Genomic DNA, 15972 nt, shown 5'->3' on the forward strand with positions numbered 1-15972 from the left:
GAGACGGTCAGATCAGGTTCAGCGACCGCGCGCGGCGTACCGCCTCGTTGCGCCGGGCCGCGGAGAGTTTCCGCAGGATGCTGCGCACGTGGGTCTTGACCGTGTTGACCGAGACGTACATCGAGGCGGCGATCTCCTCGGTCGGCAGCATCTCGGCCATCCCGCGCAGCACGTCCAGCTCGCGCCGGCTCAGCGCCTCGACCACCACCGGCTCGGCGACCGACTGCGGCGTGCTGGCCGGGCCGCCCAGCGCCGCCAGTTGTTCGTCGTCGCGCAGCACCCGCCGCAGCGTGCCCCACACCTGGTGCACCGGCCGCCGGAGGTTCTCCGGCCCCGCCACCCGCAGCGCCCGCCGCAGCGCCTCCCGCGCGCCGGCCGGGTCGTCCGCGCTGGCCGCGAGCATCGCCAGCAGCAGCCACGCGTCCAGTGCCACCGGCGCCGCCGCCCCGGCCGCGTCGGCGACCATCCGGGCCAGATCATGCGCCCGCTCCGGCTCGCCGCGGGTGAAGGCCAGCGCGGCGTCGAGCATCGTCACGTCCGCTGTCCACGGTTGCGGGAAGCCGGCCAGGATCTCCGCCGCGGCGTCGGCCTGCCCCGCCGCGATCAGCAGCCGGGCCCGGCCCAGCTCGATCTCGCGGCGCAGCCACCTGGGCGCCCCCGGCACCGGGACCAGGGCCTGCAACGCCGCGCGCAGCTCGCCGCGCACTTGCAGGCGGCGGGACCTGACCACCGCGTGGGCGGCGGCGGCGAGCGGGTCGGCGCCGGCCTGGACGCCGCGCAGATGCCGGTCGGCGGCCTCGATGTCGAAGCGTTCCAGGGCCACCCAGGCGAGCGCCACCTCCGCGGCCACCACCCGGCGCCCCGGCTCCGGGCCGCACTGCCCGGCCAGATCGAGGGCCTGCCGGGCGGCGCTCTCCGCCCGCCCCAGCCGCCCCCGGTACGCCTCCAGCACCGCCACCGTCCGCAGGCAGTCCACCTTGAGCCGGTCGTACCCGGCCGGGGTCACCGCCGCCGCCTCGGCGAGCGCCTCCACCGCCTGGTCCACCTCGCCGCACGCGCTGCGCGCCGCCCCCTCGGCGGCCAGCAGCAGCGCCCGCAGCTCCGGGTGCCGGCCGACCCGGCGGGCCGGGGCCACCGCGAGGAACGCGGCAGCGGCCGGCGCCAGCTCGTCCACCTGTTCCGGCTCCGGGCCGTCGGCCAGCAGCAGCAGCCGCATCAGGAAGCAGGTCAGAGTCAGCCCCTCCCCGCAGTCGCTGCCGTGGATGGCGAGCAGGTTGGCGGCCAGCGCCAGCTGCTCGCGGGCCTCGTCGAGCCGGCCGTCGCCGTACGCCAGGGCGGCCCGCACCATCACCACCTCGGCCAGATCCACATGTTCGGGCAGCCCGGACAGCAGCGCCCCGAGCCGCCCGGAGCCGCCCTCCAGGATGAGCCGGCCGACCGCGAAGTCCTCGATCACCATGGTCGCGGCGGTCCCCCAGTCGTCGGCGACGACCGCGTGCGCCACCGCGTCGGTCACCCGGCCGTTTGCCGACAGCCAGCGCGCGGCCCGCCGGTGCAGGACGGCCACCCGCGTCGGCTCGGTCCAGGCCAGCTGGGCACGCAGCAGCTCGCCGAAGAGCCGGTGGTACCGGTACAGCTCGGCGCCGTCGCCGGCCGGCCGCAGGAACACGTTCTCCCGGGCCAGCGTGGCGAGCAGGCGGGACGCGTCGGGCCGGGCGGTGACCGCGGCCGCCAGGTCCGCGGAGAACGTGTCGAGCACGCTGGTCTCCAGCAGGAAGCGGCGGATCGAGGGCGGCTGGGTGCGCAGCACCTCACCGATGAAGTACTCGGCGATCGAGGACTCGTCGCCGGAGAAGGCGTCCACCGCTCTGCCCGGGTCCGGGCTGCCCTGCATCGTGCAGGCGCAGAGCCGGATCCCGGCCGCCCAGCCCTCGGTGTGCTCCAGCAGCGCCGCCAGGTCCGGCTCGGCCAGCGGCACGTCGTGCAACTCCATCAGGCGCGCCGTCTCCTCCGCGGTGAACGCCAGGTCCGCGGGGCGCACCTCGCGCAGCTGCCCGGCCAGCCGGTAGCGGTACAGCGGCAACGGCGGATCACACCGGCCGGCGAGCACCACCCGCAGCCCGGGGGCGTGGCCGAGCAGGAATTCCAGGCCCGCTGCCCAGTCCCGGCCGGGCAGCTGGGCCGCGCCGTCCAGGACCAGCACGACGGGCGTGGGCCACTCGCCGATCACAGCGGCGAGCCGGATCAGGACCGCCCGGCTCCCGGCCGCGCCCGGCGACGCCGGCTCGGGGGCCGGCAGACCGGCCCGGCGCAGTCCGGCCAGCACGTACGACCAGAAGGCGGCCTCCGGCTCGTCCCCGCTCTCACAGGTGATCCACGCGATCGGCCAGTCCACCGCGCGCGAACGGGCCCACGACGCCAGCAGTTGCGTCTTGCCGCTGCCAGCCGGCCCGGTCACCACCGTGACCGGGCCGCGGACCCCCTCGCTCACCTGGGCGAGCAGGGCCGGCCGCTCGACCATGAACGGCGGCGCGGCCGGCACCAGGAACTTCGACGGGAGCAGCACACACTCCTCGTCGCAGGTGAACTCGCCGGGTGAGTCCGCGACCAGTTCCAGGGACACGTCGTCCACCTCCGAGAGCCGACCCGGGCCGCTCTCCTCAATCGGACAGCACAGGAGCGCACGTCCTGTCCCGGCCACTCCCGCCAGGCGAGCCAACGTCCCGCGGAGCTCGTCACCGGATCGCTGGAACACCCGTCCCGGCCGGGAACCGAGCCCGGGGACCGGCGTCCCGGACCCACGCCGGCACGTCCGCCGCCGAGCTTCCAGCATACGCCACCACATGCCGCCAGAATCACGCTCCGTTCCTGGTCAGACGCTTACGAGCGGCCGGCGGGCCGGTCACCGGCGAAACACCGCGGACATCCCCCGCTCCCGCAGATCGGCACCGGTCAGGCCGGCGAACAGGTTCGGGAAGACCGCCACCAGACCGGTCCACCCGGTCTGGTGCGCGGCGCCCAGCCCGGCGCCGTTGTCGCCGTGGAAGTACTCGGAGAACAGGATCAGCTCGCGCCAGTGCTCCCCGGTGAAGATCTCCTGCCCGCCGTAGCAGGGGCGCCGCCCGTCCGGGCCGGGCAGGAAGAGCCGGGTCAGCCGGTCGGAGATCTCCCGGGCCACCTCGAACAGGGTCATCCGCACGCCGGACCCGGTCGGGCACTCCACGGTGAACTCGTCGCCGTACCCCACGTACAGGTTCAGCAGCGCCCTGATCATCAGGGCGTTCACCGGGAACCACACCGGGCCGCGCCAGTTCGAGTTGCCGCCGAACATCGCGGTGTCCGACTCGGCCGGTTGGTACGAGACCCGGTACACCTGGTCGCCCACCCGGAACTCGAACGGGTGTGCGGCGTGGAACTTCGACAACGACCGGATGCCGTACGGGCTGAGGAACTCCTCCTCGTCGAGCATGCGCGCCAGGATCCGCCGCAACCGGTCGGCGTCGAAGAGCGCCAGCAGCCGCCCGTGCCCGTACATGTGGGCCGTCTCGTGCCGCTCCAGGAACGCCTTCGCCTCGCTGATCACCTCCGGATGCCGGCTGATCAGCGCCGGGTCGTAGACGGTCGCCGCGGCCAGCGGCAGCAGGCCCACCATGGAGCGCACCGGCAACCGGCGCGAGGAGCCGTCCGGCAGTCGCAGCAGGTCGTAGTAGAAGCCGTCCTCCTCGTCCCACATCGCTCCGCTGCCGGCGGCGATCCACACGAAGTGCTCGAAGTAGTCCTGCGCCTGCTCCAGGTAGACCGGGTCGTGCACCGCCAGCTCCAGCGCGATCTGCACCATGTTCTGGCAGTACAGGGCCATCCACGCGGTTCCGTCGGCCTGGTCCAGGTGGCCGCCGGTGGGCATCGGCGCGCTGCGGTCGAACACCCCGATGTTGTCCAGCCCGAGGAAGCCGCCCTGGAAGACGTTGCGCCCGTCGACGTCCTTGCGGTTGACCCACCAGGTGAAGTTCTTCGCCAGCTTGTGGAAGACCCGTTCCAGCCAGTCGTGGTCGCCCTGTCCGGTGCGCGCCTCCTCCAGCTCGTGGACCAGGTAGGCGGCCCAGGCGTGCACCGGCGGATTGACGTCGCCGAAGTTCCACTCGTACGCCGGGATCTGCCCGTTCGGGTGCAGGTAGCGCCGGCTGAGCAGCAGGTCCAACTGGCCCTTGGCGAAGGCCAGGTCGACAGCGCCGAACGCGACCGCGTGGAACGCCAGGTCCCAGGCCGCGAACCACGGGTACTCCCAGGTGTCCGGCATCGAGATGATGTCGTGGGCGTCCAGGTGGAACCAGCCGCCGTTGCGGATGCCGGGCGCGTCCAGGGGGTTGCGGCCGTGCTCGATCAGCCACTGCTCGACGTCGTAGCCGAAGTACTGCTTCGACCAGATCATCCCGGCCAGCGCCTGCCGCGCCACCTGCCGTTCGGCCTGGCCGAGGGCGGGCGCGAACAGGTCGCGGTAGAACTCGTCGGCCTCCTCGCGGCGCGCGTCCACGATCTTGTCGAAGGCGCTGTCGTCCCGGTCGGCCGCGGCCGGTGGACGGTCGGCGAGCCGTACCCGTACCCGATGGGAACCGTGCGCGGCGACCGCGACCGAGACCACCGCGGCGGCCTTGCTCCCCGCGTCACCGGAGTTGACCGCCTCCTTCTCGCCGTGGATCAGCCAGCGGCCGAAGGCCTCCTTGCGTCCGTCGGTGTTCTCGGTGAACAGCACCGTCTCGTCGCCGAGGCAGGTCCACCAGCGGTTGCCGAGGCCCTCGTGCTCGGCGCGCACCGCCGGGCCCTCGGAGCGCAGCCGCCCCCCGGCGCCGTCGTCGCGGAACCAGACGGTCGGCAGCACGTGCAGGACGGCCTCCTCCGGGCCGCGGTTGTGCACGGTGATCCGGCTCAGGATCTCCTCCGGCCCGGCCTTGGCGTACTCGACCACCACGTCGAAGTAGCGGTCCTCGGCGAAGATCCCGGTGTCCAGCAGCTCGTACTCGAACTCGTCCCGCCCGCGGGCCCGGTTCGCCGCGACCAGGCCGGCGTACGGGAACTCGCGCTGCGGATATTTGTAGACCATCCGCAGGTACGAGTGGGTCGGCGTCGCATCGACGTAGAAGTAGTACTCCTTGACGTCCTCGCCGTGGTTGCCCTCGGCGTTCGTCAGTCCGAAGAAGCGCTCCTTGAGGATCGGGTCCTTCCCGTTCCACAGCGCGAGGGCGAGGCAGAGCCGCTGCCGGTCGTCGCTGAAACCGGCGATGCCGTCCTCGCCCCACCGGTACGCCCGGGACCGGGCCTGGTCGTGACTCAGGTAGTCCCACGCGTCCCCGCCCGGGCTGTAGTCCTCCCGGACGGTCCCCCACTGCCGCTCGCTCAGATACGGTCCCCAGCGCCGCCAGTCGACGGCGCCCGTGTCGGCGTCCCGGAGACGCCCCTGCTCGGCATTCATCGTCATCCCGCCAGGCTGGGCACCCGCCGGTCACCGGGCGTCCCCCCGCGGGAGTGAAAACGCCGCCCGCTGGACCGGGCGGCGTTTCACTCCCGCGCGGAGCCGATCGGCGGACCGCTCACCGGCTGGTGGCGACGGCGCCGTGCAGCGCCTCCTGCAGCTCGTCCTCGACGTCCTTGGGCAGCGAGGACTTGAGCACCGTGCCGCCGAACCTGCTCAGCGCCTCGACCGCCCGGTCCGGCGTGACTTGTTCGACCACCAGGAACAGCGCCGACGTACCCGGCTTGAGTTCCTCCCGGATCCGCTCCTGGAAGTCCTTGTTGATCGCCCCCTTGGCGATCTTCCCGGTCAGCGCGCCCAGGCCGGCGCCGACCGCCATGCCCAGGAACGGGATGAAGAACAGCATCCCGAACAGCAGTCCCCAGAACATCCCCCAGGTCGCGCCGCCGCCCACCGCGTGATGATTGGTGGTCACGTGGAACTTGCCCTCGCGGTCGCGGACGATCACCGCGATCGCGTCCGGCTGGATGATCATGTCCCGGGCGAGCCGGTTCGCCTCCAGCGACGCCTCCGCCGCGGTGCTCTCGTCGGGATATCCGATGGCGACCAGTGTTGCCATGACGTACTCCTTCCGCTTTGTGCCGCCAAGTCAGCCACGTACCGGCGCCGCGATCCTCATACCGGGCGGATGACTTCTCGGATCCGCCGGGCCGTCTCATCCCCGCTGGGTGAGGTATCGGTACGTCCCGCTCCGCGACGATTGCGGGCAGGATAAGTGGGAGGGAGAGACCATGTTCGACACGAGCCATCCCCGGGCCGGACCGCAGCCGTCGCCGTGGGTGGGCATGGTGTACTTCGCCGGGGTCGCCCTGATCCTGACCGGCGGCTTCCAGGCGATCGAGGGGTTGCTGCTGCTGCCCCGCGACGACCTGACCCAGGCCACCGCGGACGCTCTGTCCATCCCGATGGACCTCGCGGTCTGGGGCTGGATTCAGCTGGCCTTCGGCGCGATCAGCGTGGCGGCCGGCATCGGCGTGCTCTACGGCCAGTTCTGGGCCCGGATCGTCGCGATCGTCATCGGCACGCTCAGCGCGCTGGCCAACCTCGCGATGCTGCCCGCGTACCCCTTCTGGAGCAGCGTCGTGATCGCGCTGGACATGCTCTGCATCTACGCGATCACGGCGCACGGCCGGGAGATCGGCACGTGACGCCCGTCAGGGGTGGACCGGCGTGCCCGGCTCCGCCCCGTGGCGGCGCCCGATCAGGGTGACCAGCACCTCGTAGCCGGCCAGGGTCAGCAGCACCGCCAGCAGCGAGGTCCAGGACGACAGGATCAGGGCCAGGATCGCGGCCACCACGACGCCGGCGATGCGCAGCGGGTCGAGGTGGGCGGCGATCCAGCCGGGACCGTGTGCGGCCAGCACTGCGGCGCCGGCCCGCACACCGCGCGCGGTGGCCCGGCCGGCTAGGGCCGACCGGGAGCGCACCCACACCGGCAACCGGCCGGGGCCGGCGAGATAGGCCACCAGCGCGACCGCCGCACCGATCACGACGATCTGCCCGCCACGGTCGCGTAGGACGCTGACAATGCTGGTCATGGCCGCGTCCACGCCGTCGCGGTAGGTGCCGGCCGGGACCCTGGCGAGAATCTCGTGGCGCACGGCGCGGAGCACGGCGACCACCAGCACGGCCGCGACGACCAGCCACAGTCCCAGCTGGACCGTGGTGCGGCGGCGCCCCGGGGAGACGGCGTACGCCCCGATCAGCAGCACGATGGTCGCCACGACGAACAGCGCCAGGTCCCGCTTGGCGGTGACCAGCGCCTCTTGGGCGGCCCGGAGCCGACCGGCGTCGTACACGGTGAACTGCGCGAAGTTGGCCGGCAAAGGCACGCCGAGCTGCTCCTGGACCCGCTCGCGCAGGTCGGCCGGGATCGCGCCGCTACTCAGGTCGGGCAGCGTGATCTGCTTGCCGAACAGGTCCGGCAGCTCCGCGTTGGCCTCACGCAGAACCTGGTTGATCAGCGGGAGCAGGTCGACGTGGATCCGGTCGTCGCCGACTCGCACCACCTCGCTGTCCCCCTCGAGGATGGACAGCGCCTGCTGGTGCACGCGCCGGTTCATCTCCACCCAGACGGGCTGGAAACGGTCGCTGCGCAGCACGTCCGTCACCAGCTGCCGGACCTGCCCGCGGATCTGCCCGGCCAGCGGCCCGGCCACGAACGCGGCCCGCGGCGGGAGCACCTCGCGCAACCGTTGCTCGACGTCGGCCACCTGGAACAGCGCGGTGGTGGCGTACTCGGCGACGGCGGCGGAGACCTGCGGGTCGCGAGGCAGCGGCGCGACGGTGGCGACGTAGCGGTCCGTGTTCAGCGTGGTCCGCGCCGCCCACAAGCCGACCACGCTGGTGACCAGGGCGACGGCGGTGACCGCCGCGAGCAGGGCCGCCGTGGTGCGCCGGAACAGCTGGCGGCCGGCCCTCGGCGGCGGCCGCCGGTCCAGCTCGGCCCGCAGGGACGCGACCTCGGCACGCAGCCGGGTCAGCTCGTCGGCCTCGGCGGTCACCACAGAGCTCACCATGACTTCCCCTCCCGCCCTCCGGGGACAGTGCACTTTCCCTCCCGCCTCCGGGAGCAGTGCCGAACGGACACCCGGCGACGGTCGCCGACCGCGGCCGGCCGCGCCTCATCCGGCAGGGATGAACGCCGACGCCCGCGGCGGTTTCACCCCGCGCGGATGAACCCCGGGCCGCCACCGGCCGCGCACGCTGGGTCCACGGCATCAGGGGCGCTGGTCGAGTGCTCCGTGCGCCGGTACCGAACACCACGAACTGAGGGGATGTCCGATGAGAAAGACCAAGACGGCGTGGCGCCGGACCGCCGCCGCCTACGCCACGCTGCGGGGCCGACCGCCCCGCCCGGACTACGGGATCCTGATCGTCCTGCCGCTGCTGGCGGCGGCCGGTGGCGCCCTGATCGCGCTCGGCATGGAGATCCTGGTGACCAGGCAACTGCCGTCCGAGACGGTTGTCATGACGCCGGCCGGAGGCGCCGGCCGGGACACCGCCAACCGTCGTCTCGAGCCGGTGGGGTCATGATGAACACGATGGTGCGCGACAAGCTGGACACCATGGGCCCGGTCGACTACATGTGCATCGAGTTCCCGCGGGGCAGCGTCACCGGCGCCGGCCTGCCGCTGCTGCTGGACCTGGTGGACCGGCGGGTGATCCGGGTGCTGGACCTGCTGTTCGTCCGCAAGTCGCCGGACGGGACGGTGGTCGTCCTGGACGGGCGGGAGCTGGAGACCAGTGGGCTGGGCGCCTTCCACGGCGCGGCGTCCGGGCTGATCGGCGAGGACGACCTGCGCGAGGCCGGCACCATCCTGGAGCCGGGCGCCGCCGCGGCCCTGCTGGTCTACGAGAACCTGTGGGCCGCGCCGCTGGCCCAGCAACTGCGGCACGCCGGCGCCCAGATGGTCGCCGGTGGCCGGATCCCGATCCAGGAACTGCTGGCCGCCCTGGACGCGGCCGAGGCTCCGATCCCGAGCGGGCGGTGAGCGGCGATGCCTGGTCTGCTCAGAGGGATGGCACGCACCGCGGTGATCGCCGGCACGGCCACCGCGGTATCCAACCGGGTGTCTCGCCGCCAGGCCGGCCGGTGGGCGCTGCAGGACGCGGAGGACGAGTACTACGCCCGACAGCAGCACGCCCCGGAGGAACCGGATCAGATGTCGGCGAAGCTGGCGAAGCTGCGGCAGCTCGGCGAGCTCCGGTCGCAGGGCCTGCTGACCGACGCCGAGGTGGAAACGCAGAAGGCCAAGATCCTGAACTCGTGATCCATCCCATCCGCCGTGCGCGAAGGAGCCGGTCGTCGACCGGCTCCTTCCGCGTCAGCGGGACCCTTGCAGCCGACGCCGCAGCACCGCCTTGCGGATCTCGGTGGGGACCACCACGACGCAGCCGGCCAGCAGGCAGAACAGCCAATCCCGCGCGTCCAGGCTGACCGTGTGCAGGATCCTCTGCAGCAACCCCAGCTCAGTGGCGAGCACGATCGCCGTGGCGGACATCCCGGTGGTGATCACGAACCGCTTGTCGCCGAACGTCTCCAGACTGAACACCGAGCGGATCTCACTGCGAACGGTCAGCGAGAAGGCCAGGTTCGCGATGGCGAACGTGGTCAGCCCCATGGTGCGGGCGTAATCGACGCCGTGGTGGAGATCGGCCCACCAGATCATCACCAGGGTGACCGCTGCCATGATCAGACCGACAACGCCGAGCCAGGCGAACGCGCCACGGCTGAGCAGCGGTTCGTCGGAGCGGCGTGGAGGCCGCCGCATGATGTCCGGCTCGGCGCTGGCGTAGCCGAGGCCGACCGACTGGAACACCTGCGTGGTGAAGTTCAGCCACAGCGTCTGCAACGGCAGGAACGGCACCCCGGCGGCGACGTTGGCGACGCTCGCCGCGAGGAACGTGATGATCATGCCGGCCAGCGTGCCCATCTGGAAGAAGATGTACTTCTTCAGGTTGGCGTAGAGCGTCCGGCCCAGCTCGACGGCCTTCACGATGGTGGCGAAGTCGTCGTCGGTGAGGATCATCGCGGCGGCTTCCTTGCTCACCTCGGTGCCGGTGATCCCCATCGCGATGCCGATGTCCGCCTTCTTCAGCGCCGGCGCGTCGTTCACCCCGTCGCCGGTCATCGCGACGATGTGCCCCCTGCGCCGGAGCACGTCGACCAGGCGCACCTTGTGCTCCGGGGTGACCCGGGCGATCACGCCGATGCCGTCGATCTCGCGGTCCGCCTGCTCGTCGCTCATCGCGGCGAACTCGGCGCCGGTGATGGCCCGGCCGTGGATGCCGAGCTTGCCGGCGATCGCCGCCGCGGTGACCGCGTGGTCGCCGGTGATCATGCGGACCTGGATGCCCGCGGTGTGCGCCTGCTCGATCGCGCCGCGGGCCTGCGGCCGGGGCGGGTCGACGATCCCGACCATGGCCAGCGGCGTGAGGTCCCGGAGCATGCCGAGGAGGTCGCCGTCGACGCTGTCGAAGTCCTTGTACGCGGTCGCCATCACCCGCAGCCCCTGCCGCGCCAGCCGATCGTTCTCGGCCGAGTAGCGTTCGTGCTGCTCCGGCGTCACCGAGCAGCGGGCCAGCAGCTGATCCGGCGCGCCCTTGACGTAGCAGCGGACACGCCCGGACATCCGGTGGAAGGTGGCCATCATCTTGTACGACGCGTCGAACGGCAGCTCGGCCACCCGCGGATACCTCTCCCGCGTCGCGGCGGTGTCCAGCCCGCCCTTCTCGGCCAGCACCACGAGGGCGCCCTCGGTCGGGTCGCCGATCAGCCTGCCGTCGCTGACCACGGCGTCCGAGGCGAGGATCATCGGCATCAGGTAGTCCTCGAGGGGCACGTCCGGCTCCCCCGCCACGCGCTTGATCGTGCCCTCGGTGGAGTAGCCGCTCCCGGAGATCACGTACCGCCGGCCCGGGATGGCCATCTCGGTCGCCGTCATCTGGTTCAGGGTCAGCGTCCCGGTCTTGTCCGAGTTGATCGCCGAGGTGGAGCCGAGCGTCTCGGTCGACCGCAGCCGCTTCACGATGGCGTTCGAGCGGGCCAGCATCTGGGTGCCGAGCGACAGGATGGTGGTGACCACGGCCGGCAGGCCGGTCGGGACCGCCGAGACCGCGAAGGCCACCGCAGCGGTGAACACCACGGTGAACTCGTTGCCCCGGGCCAGGTTGATCACCACCGAGGCGAGCAGGGCGAACCCGGCGACGAGCAGGATCTGGTTGGTCAGCTTGCCGAGCTGGCGGGTGAGCGGGGTCGCGGCGTCCTTCTCCGCCTGCAGCATCCCGGAGATCCGCCCGACCTCGGTGCTCATCCCGGTCGCGGTGACCAGCAGCTCCCCTGATCCTCGGGTGACGTTGGTGTTCAGGTACGCCATGTCCGAGCGGTCACCCAGATCGACGCCCGCCCCGGCCAGCGGCTCGACGTTCTTGGCGACCGGCAGGCTCTCCCCGGTCAGCGCCGACTCGTCGATCTCCAGGGTGGCCGTCCGCAGCAGCCGCCCGTCGGCCGGGACCACGTCGCCGGCCTCGATCTGCACCACGTCGCCGGGCACGAGTTCCTCGGCGGGCAGTTCGGTGAGGACGCCGTCGCGGCGCACCCGGGCCTTGACGATCATCATCTTCTGCAGCGCGTCGATCGCCGCCGCGGCCTTGCCCTCCTGCTGCAGGCCCAGCGCCGCGTTCAGCAGGGTGAGCATGATCAGCATGAGCCCGGTGCCCCACTGCTTGAGCGGGTAGAGGCTGCCCACGCCGGCCACCAGCAGCACGATCTGCATCAGGTCGGCGTACTGCCGCGCGAAGGCGCGCCACCAGGGCTCCTTCTTCGCCTGGGCGAAGCGGTTGGGACCGTACAGCTGACGGCGGTTCGCGGCCTCCGTGCCGCTCAGACCGCTCTGTTGATCGACGTTCTCGACTTCCAGGGCTTCCGGTACGGACATCGCGTGGAAGACCGGTGACTCCGGTCGGGTCATCGTCGCCATGGGGCGCCTACCCTTGCTGCCGCGGGTGCGGGCCGGTGGGTTCGACAAGGTCGCGGGTCATCTGGTCCTCCTCGGTCGCAGGGGCGCCGCCGCTCCGAGGATCACCAGGGCCGGGGGCGCGCCGCCTCATCCGGCCGGGATGAGTCCCGCGCGCCCGTCCACAGCCATCCGGCCACCCCATGCGCCCGGCGAGCTGACCGGCCCGCGGCCGCGACCCTCGTGGGCCGGACCCGCCGGCCCGGGTGAGGCTTGCGCGGCCGGGTGAGACTGGCGCGGTGGGCCGGATGAGCTGAGCCGGGTTCTCGCACACCTTTCGATTCGCCTGCCGGTCCATCCTGGCGAATCGACTCGACGGCGGATTGAACCGCGCGGGAGACCGTGCGTTGGATGGGGCGTATGAGCGACACGGGCGAGGGCATGCTGGCTCGGATCCGGGACGGGCTGGTCGGGACCGGGCAGGTGATCGACGGGCCGTTCGGGCCACGGCGGATCACCTACGCCGACTACACGGCGTCCGGGCAGGCGCTCGACTTCATCGAGGACTTCATCCGCGAGCACGTGCTGACCCGCTACGCGAACACCCACACCGAGGCCTCGGCGACCGGCGCGCAGACCGGCGCGCTACGCGAGGAGGCCCGCGCGATGATCCACCGGGGTGTGGGCGCCGGCCCGGAACACGTGGTGATCTTCTGCGGTTCGGGCGCGACCGCGGCGGTGGCCAAGCTCGCGGGGCTGCTCGGCCTGCGCATCCCGGAGAACCTCGACGACCGGTACGGGTTGAGCGCGCACGTCCCGGCCGCCGAGCGCCCTGTCGTGTTCGTCGGGCCGTACGAGCACCACTCCAACGAGCTGCCCTGGCGCGAGTCGATCGCCGACGTCGTGGAGATCGAGTCCGACCACACCGGGCACGTCGACCTGCCGGCGCTGCGCAAGGCCCTGGTCGAGTACGCCGACCGGCCACTGCGGATCGGGAGCTTCTCGGCGGCGTCCAACGTGACGGGCATCCTCACCGACACCGTGGCGGTCGCCGCGGTGCTGCGCGAGCACGGGGCGCTGTCGGTGTGGGACTACGCGGCGGCCGGGCCGTACCTGCCGATCTCGATGGACGGCAAGGACGCGGTGTTCCTGTCGCCGCACAAGTTCGCCGGCGGCCCGCAGACCCCCGGCGTCCTGGTCGTCGACCGGCGTCTGATGACCAACCGGGTGCCGGTGACCCCGGGCGGCGGCACCGTGGCGTACGTCGACCCGACCGGCCACCGCTTCCTCGCCGACCCGGTCGTCCGCGAGGAGGGCGGCACTCCGGCGATCGTCGAGTCGATCCGGGCCGGACTGGCGTTCGCGGTCAAGGACGCGGTCGGCACCCCGCTGATCGCGGCCCGCGAGCACGACCTGTGGCAGCGGGCCCGGCAGCGGTGGGCGCCGGAGCCGCGGATCGAGATCCTCGGCGACCTCGACGCCGACCGGCTGTCGATCGTGTCGTTCCAGATCCGGGCCGGGTCCCGGTACCTGCACCACAACTATGTGGCGGCGCTGCTCAACGACCTGTTCGGGATCCAGGCCCGCAGCGGCTGCTCCTGCGCGGGCCCGTACGGGCACCGGCTGCTCGGCATCGACGAGGCGCGCTCGCGCGAGTTCCGCGACGAGGTCCTGGACGGCTGGGAGGGGATCAAGCCGGGGTGGTCGCGCCTGAACTTCAACTACTTCGTCTCCGACGCGGTGGCCGACTATCTGATCGAGGCGGTGCTGCTGATCGCCCGGTACGGGGCGCGGCTGCTGCCGGACTACCGGTTCGATCCGCGTACCGGGCGGTGGACGCACGTGCGGCACGCGTCCCCGCCGGTACGGCTGGCCGACCTGCGCCTGTCCGCGGACGGCACGGTGACCATGCCGGCCGCGCCGCGGGTCACCGTGGGCGAGGATGCGCTGGCCGGATACCTGGAGTCGGCACGGTCCCTCCTCGCCGGCCCCGGGGAGCCGGCTGACGGCGTACACCTGGATCTGCCCCCGGGTTTCGCCAAGCTGCGCTGGTTCCTGCTGCCGGACGCGTGCCTGCCCGGCGGATACCGACGCGGCGCAGAACGGGTTCGTCTCGAGTAGCGTGTGATCGATGTTCGCCGGCTTTCACCTCGCGCACGTGGGTGTCGGACACTTCAGCCATGCGGCGGGGCTATGTCACGAGGATGAAGACGGCGGCATAGTGACAAGTGGCAGCGGCGCAGACGAGGGCATGGAAAACCTCGTGGTAGCCGAACATCGACGGCGCCGGGTCGGGTCTGCGGCAGTGGTAGGCGAGGGCTCCGGCGACGTAGAGCAGGCCACCGGCGACGGCGAGGCCTCCGGCGATCGGCCCGGCGTGGATCCAGACCAGCGGGAGAGCCGGTCCGGCCACGGCTGCCAGAGCGAGGTAGGTGCCGCCGACCACGCGCTCGGGTGCTTGCATCCGCGCCAGGTGCAGGCCCGCCGCCGCAGCCGCGAGCGCCCACGTCAGGATCAGGCAGGCGCGGCTGTAGCGTTCGGGGGCGGCGAGCTGATACATCGGCGTGACGGTTCCGGCGATCAGCACGAAGATCGTCAGATGGTCGAGTCGCTGCAGGATCCGCTTCACCGCGAACCGCCAGTCGACTCGGTGGTACAGCGCGCTGATCCCGAACATCGCGCTCACCGAGGCCGCGTAGACCCCGGCCACGGGGACCGCGGCGGCGCCGATCAGGAAAGCGCCGGCGATCAGGGAGAGGGGAAAACAGATGAGATGCGACCAGCCGCGCCAGATCGGCTTGGGAAGTAGCGCGGGCCGGTCGTCACGGGCCGTCTGTCGAGACGTGCGGTCGGTCATCGCCTCATGAAAGACAAAATCGGGGTTGATGTCACCTTCCGGCTTTCCAGCGCTTCTCCGCACGTCGGAAAGCTGCCGGCCACGGTCGAGCACGCGGCCTCGCCGACCAATCCGAAGTTCTACGAGTTGAGGCGGCTTCGCAGGTCAGCCTGGGACACGCCACGCTTCGCGGGTACGACGTCACGCCGGACGGTCGCCTGGTTCCACCGCACGGGTTGCGGCACGCGGTCGGACGAATCGTCGAGGATGCCGGCCGGGACCATACACAGTGGATTCTCGGATGCCAGGGTCAATCCCGATCAGGAAAATTGGGTCAGATCCCGAAATCTGACCCCGTAGCGGACCCACGCGCGGTCCGGGGTCCGCTTTCACGCGTTACCGACAGGGGGGTGGTCGACGATCCGATCGATAGAACCTTCGCGCACCGGAGTCGAGCACGGTGGCCTACTGGAACCACACCGTCCAGGCCGCTGGATGCGAGATGGCTCCGGTCGCTGCGCGGATCACCAGGGCCGTGTCGTCAGGGCAGCCCAGCGACTGAAGGTACGCCGGCGTTGGCCTGAGCCGGCTGAACGCGCTCTGGCCCACCGATGGCTGGGAGTTCGTCGGCGCAGTCAACCATTCCGCCGCCGCTGAATCAGCGACTTCGTACTGCATCAGGAAAGATGTTGCGCTCTGGGGGACGCCCTCGACGCAGAAGTAGGTGGCGTTGCCCGACCTGACGCTGGTCTCGGAAAGGCCGGGCGTGGTCGCGGACAGGTCCAGGGTGTCCTCACACGTCTGGGGAGAACAGGTGAGGTATCCGAACCGGATGGTCGACACCGCGCTTCCGGGCGCACCTGCCGGGCCGGGGATTCCCTGAGGACCTTGCGCGCCGGTCGCGCCCTTCGAACCTTGCGGGCCGGCGGGGCCTGCCGGGCCCGAGGGGCCGGTTTTCCCTTGCGGTCCGCTGGCCCCTTGCGGGCCCTGTGCACCAACCGGGCCCACCGCACCCGCAGCGCCGTCGTTCCCTTGCGGACCGGTCGCGCCCGGGGTTCCGGCGGGGCCTTGCGGCCCGGTGGCGCCCTGCGGCCCGGCGGGACCTTGCGGCCCGGTGGCGCCCTGCGGCCCGGCGGGACCTTGCGGCCCAG

Annotated in this window: 12 protein-coding genes; 5 read left to right on the top strand and 7 right to left on the bottom strand. The window is 71.9% G+C overall.

What is annotated here, in order from left to right; genetic code table 11:
- Nucleotides 1–7 precede the first annotated feature (7 nt).
- From Asi03nite_RS00810 to Asi03nite_RS00820, 3 genes are all read right to left on the bottom strand, one after another.
- Nucleotides 8–2632 (bottom strand): helix-turn-helix transcriptional regulator, encoded by a 2625-nt coding sequence (locus Asi03nite_RS00810; protein ID WP_239102240.1) that lies wholly within the window; start codon nt 2630–2632, stop codon nt 8–10.
- 270 nt (nt 2633–2902) lie between these two features.
- Nucleotides 2903–5473 carry an MGH1-like glycoside hydrolase domain-containing protein gene (locus Asi03nite_RS00815; RefSeq protein WP_203676199.1) on the bottom strand — a complete coding sequence of 857 codons (2571 nt, stop codon included), beginning with the start codon at nt 5471–5473 and terminating at the stop codon, nt 2903–2905.
- Between the two features lie 112 nt (nt 5474–5585).
- Complete coding sequence (locus Asi03nite_RS00820) at nt 5586–6086, bottom strand: DUF1269 domain-containing protein (RefSeq protein WP_203676207.1); 501 nt, start codon at nt 6084–6086, stop codon at nt 5586–5588.
- A 172-nt stretch (nt 6087–6258) separates the two neighbouring features.
- Here Asi03nite_RS00820 and Asi03nite_RS00825 point away from each other — a divergent pair, with 172 nt between their 5' ends.
- Nucleotides 6259–6675: a DUF7144 family membrane protein gene (locus Asi03nite_RS00825; RefSeq protein ID WP_203676209.1), complete on the top strand. Its 417-nt coding sequence runs from the start codon at nt 6259–6261 to the stop codon at nt 6673–6675.
- Nucleotides 6676–6681: 6 nt separating this feature from the next.
- On the opposite strand, the gene Asi03nite_RS00830 is transcribed toward Asi03nite_RS00825, so the two are convergent.
- Complete coding sequence (locus tag Asi03nite_RS00830) at nt 6682–8046, bottom strand: hypothetical protein (protein WP_203676211.1); 1365 nt, start codon at nt 8044–8046, stop codon at nt 6682–6684.
- 265 nt (nt 8047–8311) lie between these two features.
- Here Asi03nite_RS00830 and Asi03nite_RS00835 point away from each other — a divergent pair, with 265 nt between their 5' ends.
- From Asi03nite_RS00835 to Asi03nite_RS00845, 3 genes are read left to right on the top strand one after another with little or no spacing between them, the layout of a single operon-like run.
- Complete coding sequence (locus Asi03nite_RS00835; RefSeq protein WP_203676213.1) at nt 8312–8563, top strand: hypothetical protein; 252 nt, start codon at nt 8312–8314, stop codon at nt 8561–8563.
- A complete protein-coding gene (locus Asi03nite_RS00840; RefSeq protein ID WP_239102241.1) occupies nt 8560–9021 on the top strand; it encodes a DUF6325 family protein in 462 nt (153 codons plus the stop codon). The genes Asi03nite_RS00835 and Asi03nite_RS00840 overlap by 4 nt, the downstream gene beginning before the upstream one ends.
- A gap of 27 nt (nt 9022–9048) precedes the next feature.
- The gene (locus Asi03nite_RS00845; RefSeq protein WP_239102242.1) at nt 9049–9300 is read left to right on the top strand and encodes an SHOCT domain-containing protein; all 252 of its coding nucleotides are present in this window, start codon (nt 9049–9051) and stop codon (nt 9298–9300) included.
- A gap of 54 nt (nt 9301–9354) precedes the next feature.
- On the opposite strand, the gene Asi03nite_RS00850 is transcribed toward Asi03nite_RS00845, so the two are convergent.
- Complete coding sequence (locus Asi03nite_RS00850; RefSeq protein WP_239102243.1) at nt 9355–12000, bottom strand: cation-translocating P-type ATPase; 2646 nt, start codon at nt 11998–12000, stop codon at nt 9355–9357.
- A gap of 405 nt (nt 12001–12405) precedes the next feature.
- Between Asi03nite_RS00850 and Asi03nite_RS00855 the strand changes: the two genes are divergently transcribed.
- Nucleotides 12406–14106: an aminotransferase class V-fold PLP-dependent enzyme gene (locus Asi03nite_RS00855; protein WP_203676217.1), complete on the top strand. Its 1701-nt coding sequence runs from the start codon at nt 12406–12408 to the stop codon at nt 14104–14106.
- A 70-nt stretch (nt 14107–14176) separates the two neighbouring features.
- Here the strand turns inward: Asi03nite_RS00855 and trhA are convergent, their stop codons facing one another.
- Nucleotides 14177–14935, bottom strand: coding sequence for a PAQR family membrane homeostasis protein TrhA (gene trhA, locus Asi03nite_RS00860; RefSeq protein WP_203676219.1), 759 nt, complete (start codon nt 14933–14935; stop codon nt 14177–14179).
- A 351-nt stretch (nt 14936–15286) separates the two neighbouring features.
- Entirely contained in the window at nt 15287–15664 is a 378-nt protein-coding gene (locus Asi03nite_RS37590) for a hypothetical protein (RefSeq protein WP_239102244.1), read from the bottom strand.
- Between the last annotated feature and the right edge of the window lie 308 nt (nt 15665–15972).

Source organism: Actinoplanes siamensis, from assembly GCF_016862395.1.
Classification (GTDB): Bacteria; Actinomycetota; Actinomycetes; order Mycobacteriales; family Micromonosporaceae; genus Actinoplanes; species Actinoplanes siamensis.

What these genes read in the sequence shown, in the direction of transcription:
- Asi03nite_RS00845 (WP_239102242.1), top strand. Translation starts at nt 9,049, where the DNA reads ATGGCACGCACCGCGGTGATCGCCGGCACGGCCACCGCGGTATCCAAC.
- Asi03nite_RS00830 (WP_203676211.1), bottom strand. Translation starts at nt 8,046, where the DNA reads ATGGTGAGCTCTGTGGTGACCGCCGAGGCCGACGAGCTGACCCGGCTG.
- Asi03nite_RS00855 (WP_203676217.1), top strand. Translation starts at nt 12,406, where the DNA reads ATGAGCGACACGGGCGAGGGCATGCTGGCTCGGATCCGGGACGGGCTG.
- Asi03nite_RS00835 (WP_203676213.1), top strand. Translation starts at nt 8,312, where the DNA reads ATGAGAAAGACCAAGACGGCGTGGCGCCGGACCGCCGCCGCCTACGCC.
- Asi03nite_RS00850 (WP_239102243.1), bottom strand. Translation starts at nt 12,000, where the DNA reads ATGACCCGACCGGAGTCACCGGTCTTCCACGCGATGTCCGTACCGGAA.
- Asi03nite_RS00815 (WP_203676199.1), bottom strand. Translation starts at nt 5,473, where the DNA reads ATGACGATGAATGCCGAGCAGGGGCGTCTCCGGGACGCCGACACGGGC.
- Asi03nite_RS00840 (WP_239102241.1), top strand. Translation starts at nt 8,560, where the DNA reads ATGATGAACACGATGGTGCGCGACAAGCTGGACACCATGGGCCCGGTC.
- Asi03nite_RS00825 (WP_203676209.1), top strand. Translation starts at nt 6,259, where the DNA reads ATGTTCGACACGAGCCATCCCCGGGCCGGACCGCAGCCGTCGCCGTGG.
- Asi03nite_RS00820 (WP_203676207.1), bottom strand. Translation starts at nt 6,086, where the DNA reads ATGGCAACACTGGTCGCCATCGGATATCCCGACGAGAGCACCGCGGCG.